The sequence below is a fragment of the Fulvivirga sediminis genome, from assembly GCF_016757215.1.
Classification (GTDB): Bacteria; Bacteroidota; Bacteroidia; order Cytophagales; family Cyclobacteriaceae; genus Fulvivirga; species Fulvivirga sediminis.
The window spans coordinates 1-377 of the sequence record NZ_JAESIY010000046.1 but is presented as its reverse complement, the minus strand read 5'-3'; the positions used below and the strand labels follow the sequence as shown (position 1 = coordinate 377).

The 377-nt window shown below is 39.3% G+C and carries 1 protein-coding gene; it reads left to right on the top strand.

Annotated elements, in window-relative coordinates; all coding sequences use genetic code 11:
* Window positions 1-63: 63 nt before the first annotated feature.
* Window positions 64-377, top strand: a 314-nt coding sequence (locus JL102_RS23425; RefSeq protein WP_317191666.1) for a group II intron maturase-specific domain-containing protein, incomplete at its 3' end; no start/stop codon positions are given.

Below are 377 nucleotides of genomic sequence, written 5' to 3'. Positions count from 1 at the left end.
CTGATGGGGAAATGGTACTTCAGTTCAGAAATCCTGAGGTACATAGACCAGATTATGATCAATATGGGATTAAGGTTAAATAAGGAAAAAACCAGACTACTTCATATCAATAAAAGTAGTCTGTTCTTCCTGGGTTTCGAATTCCGCAGCATTCCCTCAAAGTTTGCGTGGAATCATCGTAACTATACCAATATACGGCCCAGTATAAAATCCAGAAGTAAGCTATTTAGAGTACTTAAAGAGTTATTCAGAAGGCGTAAACACTGGACCATACCGTGGATCGTATGGAAGCTTAATCCCTTGCTGCGAGGGTGGTTAAATTACTTCTCTATCAGTAAAGTGAGTCATATCTGGGATACTATCCGAGTGATCAAAGA